We start from the raw sequence: 3,562 nt of genomic DNA, 5'->3' as shown, positions 1-3,562 counted from the left end.
CAGCTCGGCCGCCGCGTCGGCGGCCCGCTTCTCGTCCCGCCCGGTGACGACCACCTTCGCGCCGTCGGCCACCAGCTCGCGCGCGGCGGCGTTGCCCAGTCCACGGGTGGCCCCGGTGACGACGTACACCCGGTCCTTCAGTCCAAGATCCATGGCTCCTATCCTGCCTTCTCGCCCCCGAACAGGGCGAGGGCGGTGTTCACCAGGCCGATGTGGCTGAACGCCTGCGGGAAGTTGCCCAGCTGACGGCCGGCCACCGGGTCGTACTCCTCCGCGAGCAGCCCCACGTCGTTCGCGAGTCCCACCAGACGCTCGAACAGCACCCGGGCCTCCTTCGTACGGCCCGTCAGGTGCAGCGCGTCCACGAGCCAGAACGAGCACGCCAGAAAAGTGCCCTCGTCGCCCGGCAGTCCGTCCACGGGGGTGTCGGCGGCGGTGTCGTAGCGGCGTACGAAGCCGTCGTGGCCGAGCGCCGCCTGGACCGCGTCGACCGTGCCGACGACCCGCGGATCGTCGGGCGGCAGGAAACCGAAGCGGGGGATGAGCAGCAGGGCCGCGTCGAGTTCCTGCGAGCCGTAGTACTGCGTGAACGTGTTGCGTACCGGGTCGAAGCCCTTCTCGCACACGTCCTTGTGCACCGCGTCCCGCAGCTCGCGCCAGCCCGACAGGTCCCCGGGGAGGTCGGCGTACTCCTCCAAAGTGCGTACGGCCCGGTCGGCGGCCACCCACACCATGACCTTGGAGTGCACGAAGTGGCGGCGCCCGCCGCGCACCTCCCACAGGCCCTCGTCGGGCTGCTGCCACTGCGCGCGCAGCCACTCCAGGAGGACGCTCTGGAGGGACCACATGTGCGGCTTGGGCGACAGACCCGCGCGCCGGGCCAGCCACAGGGAGTCCATCACCTCTCCGTAGACGTCGAGTTGGAGCTGGTTGACGGCGCCGTTGCCGATCCTCACGGGGGCCGAGCCGCCGAAGCCGGAGAGGTGCGGCAGTTCGAACTCGGGCAGCCGCCGTTCGCCCGCCACGCCGTACATGATCTGCAGGTCCGCAGGATCGCCCGCGACCGCGCGCAGCAGCCAGTCACGCCAGGCCTCGGCCTCCTTGTGGTAGCCCGCGGTGACGAGGGCGCCGAGAGTGAGGCTGGAGTCGCGCAGCCAGCAGTAGCGGTAGTCCCAGTTGCGTACGCCGCCCATCTCCTCGGGCAGCGAGGTGGTGGCCGCGGCGACGATACCGCCGGTCGGGCGGTAGGTCAGGGCCTTGAGGGTGATCAGGGAACGTACGACCGCGTCCCTGTAGGGGCCGTCGTAGCGGCAGCGGGCCGCCCAGTGCTCCCAGTCCGCGACGCTGGTCCGCAGCGACTTGTACGGGTCGACGAGCGCCGGACGCGGCTCGTGCGAGGGATGCCAGGTGAGGACGAAGGCGACCTTCTCACCGGCCTCGACGGTGAACTCCGAGAGGGTGCTGAAGTCCTCGCCCCAGGTACGCACCTCGGGTTCGCTGCGCAACCACACCGAGTCGGGGCCCGCGACGGCCACCCGGTGCCCGTCGGACCTGCGCACCCACGGCACGACCGCGCCGTAGTCGAAGCGCAGGCGGAGCGTGCTGCGGACGGTGACCTTGCCGCTCAGGCCTTCCACGACGCGTACGACATCGGGGGCGCGGTGGCGCTGGGGCATCAGGTCGGTGACGCGTACCGTGCCCTCGGCGGTCTCCCACTCCGTGTCCAGGACCAGGGTGTCGGGGCGGTAGGCGCGGCGGGTGCAGCGGTCCGCGCCCTCGGGGGCGATCCGCCAGTGGCCGTTCTCCTCGTCACCGAGCAGTCTGGCGAAGCAGGCCGCCGAGTCGAAGCGCGGCAGACACAGCCAGTCGACCGAGCCGTCCATGCCGACCAGGGCCGCGGTCTGTTCGTCGCCGATGAGGGCGTAGTCCTCGATACGTGGGTGCACGGGGTGCGGGTTCCCTGCCTGTCGGTGAGGCAATCAAGGTTCGGGGCCGGGCGGGTGAAGCGCGGGAGGGTTCACACCGCCGCGGGCTCGGCCTCCGCCGGCTCCGCTGCCTTCGCCGCTGCCTCCCGGCGGTCGCGGGCCTCGCGGCGGGCCAGGACGACGTAGCCGACCGGGACGGCCGCGGCGAACAGCCACCACTGGATCATGTACGCGTAGTTCAGCGGGGCGTCTTCCTTGCCCGGGTCGGAGATCTGCTCCGGGGTGCCGCCCTTCGCCTCGGGCGCCGTCTGCTCGACATAGCCGCCGAGCACCTGGGCATTGAGCCGCTTCGCCTGTTCCTCGCTGTTGATCAACATGATCTGGCGGTCGGGCAGGCCCTTGATGTCCTTGATGCCGCTCGCCGCGGTCGTCTCGTCGGCCATCAGGCGCCCGGTGATGGTGGTCTTGCCGGCCGGCGGTGCGGGGATCTTCGGGAAGGCGGTCTGCGCGCCGGTCGCCGGGATCCATCCACGGTTGATCAACACCACCTTGCCGTCCGTCAACACGAACGGGGTGAGTACATGGAAGCCGACCTCGTCGTCGTCATTGGTACGGCGCCGGACGACGACTTCCTTGGAGGTTTCGAAGGTGCCCGTCGCGGTGACGGTGCGGTACTTCTCCGTACGGGTGACCGCGTGCCCGGGGGTGCTGATCCGCTCCACGGGGACCGGCTCGGCGTGCAGCGCGTCCGTGACCAGCTGGTTGCGGGCGCTGCGCATCTCGTAGCGGTGCATCTGCCAGATGCCCAGCCTGATCATCGTGGGGATCAGGAGAAGGGTGATCAACGCGAGGATCACCCACTGCCGGGACATCAGGAAGCGGTACACCCCACGACCGTACAACTCGGTCGTGGGGCGCATTCAGGGGGGTCTGTCCTCGGACTGTCCTCAGACCTTGTCGATGATCCCCACCTTCCCCTCCGCCCGCGCGCAGTGGCCGCCGCAGAACCAGTGGCCCTCGACCTCCACGCCCTGGCCGATGATCTGCACCCGGCAGTGCTCGCAGATCGGGGCCATGCGGTGGATCGCGCAGGAGAAGCAGTCGAAGACGTGTACCGCGCCCTGCGCGTGCACCTCGAAGCTCATGCCGTAGTCATTGCCGCACACTTCACATCTCGCCATGCGCCACAGGGTGAGCCGTCCGCCCGGCACGGGCGAGCGGGCGCGGGGCGAGTCGCGCCCCAATCACCCGTCCGTACGGCTCCCCGTGGCGTGGTCAGTCCGCCTGCTCGACATCCCGGAGAAGCTGTCCGAACGCCGCCTCGTCCACCACGGGTGTGCCGAACTGCCGGGCCTTGACCACCTTCGAGGTGCCCGAGTCCGGGTCGTTCGTGACGAGCAGGCTGGTCAGCCGGGACAGGCTCGTCGCGACATGCAGCCCGGCCTCCACGGCCCGGTCCTCCAGCAGCTCGCGCTCGATGGAGGTGTCTCCGGAGAACGCGATCCGCATTCCCTGCTTGAGCGGCTTGCCGTCCTCGAACCGCCCCGGGTTCGGGTAGGGGCACGCGGGCCGCTTGCGCGCGGGACGCCAACTGCCCGCCCCGTAGCCGCTGTAGCCACCCGCCTGCTGCCCGATCC

5 protein-coding genes are annotated in these 3,562 nt (G+C 70.4%); all 5 read right to left on the bottom strand.

Annotated features, from left to right (window positions below):
• Positions 1 to 153: SDR family NAD(P)-dependent oxidoreductase (locus tag R6V09_RS48740; RefSeq protein ID WP_317887871.1), on the bottom strand; the 153-nt coding region annotated here is incomplete at its 3' end.
• Between the two features lie 5 nt (positions 154 to 158).
• Complete coding sequence (locus R6V09_RS48735) at positions 159 to 1,946, bottom strand: glycoside hydrolase family 15 protein (protein ID WP_317887870.1); 1,788 nt, start codon at positions 1,944 to 1,946, stop codon at positions 159 to 161.
• 71 nt (positions 1,947 to 2,017) lie between these two features.
• Entirely contained in the window at positions 2,018 to 2,812 is a 795-nt protein-coding gene (locus tag R6V09_RS48730; RefSeq protein WP_442810281.1) for an SURF1 family cytochrome oxidase biogenesis protein, read from the bottom strand.
• A gap of 60 nt (positions 2,813 to 2,872) precedes the next feature.
• The gene (locus tag R6V09_RS48725; protein WP_078532401.1) at positions 2,873 to 3,106 is read right to left on the bottom strand and encodes a hypothetical protein; all 234 of its coding nucleotides are present in this window, start codon (positions 3,104 to 3,106) and stop codon (positions 2,873 to 2,875) included.
• A gap of 94 nt (positions 3,107 to 3,200) precedes the next feature.
• Positions 3,201 to 3,562: BRCT domain-containing protein (locus R6V09_RS48720; RefSeq protein WP_317887868.1), on the bottom strand; the 362-nt coding region annotated here is incomplete at its 5' end.

The sequence above is a fragment of the Streptomyces sp. W16 genome (assembly GCF_033194735.1).
GTDB lineage: Bacteria > Actinomycetota > Actinomycetes > Streptomycetales > Streptomycetaceae > Streptomyces.
The sequence above is the reverse complement of the archived record's forward strand: the minus strand, read 5'-3'. Positions and strand labels throughout refer to the sequence as shown.

Coding starts and splice junctions, on each gene's coding strand:
- R6V09_RS48725 (WP_078532401.1), bottom strand. CDS start 3,106: ATGGCGAGATGTGAAGTGTGCGGCAATGACTACGGCATGAGCTTCGAG.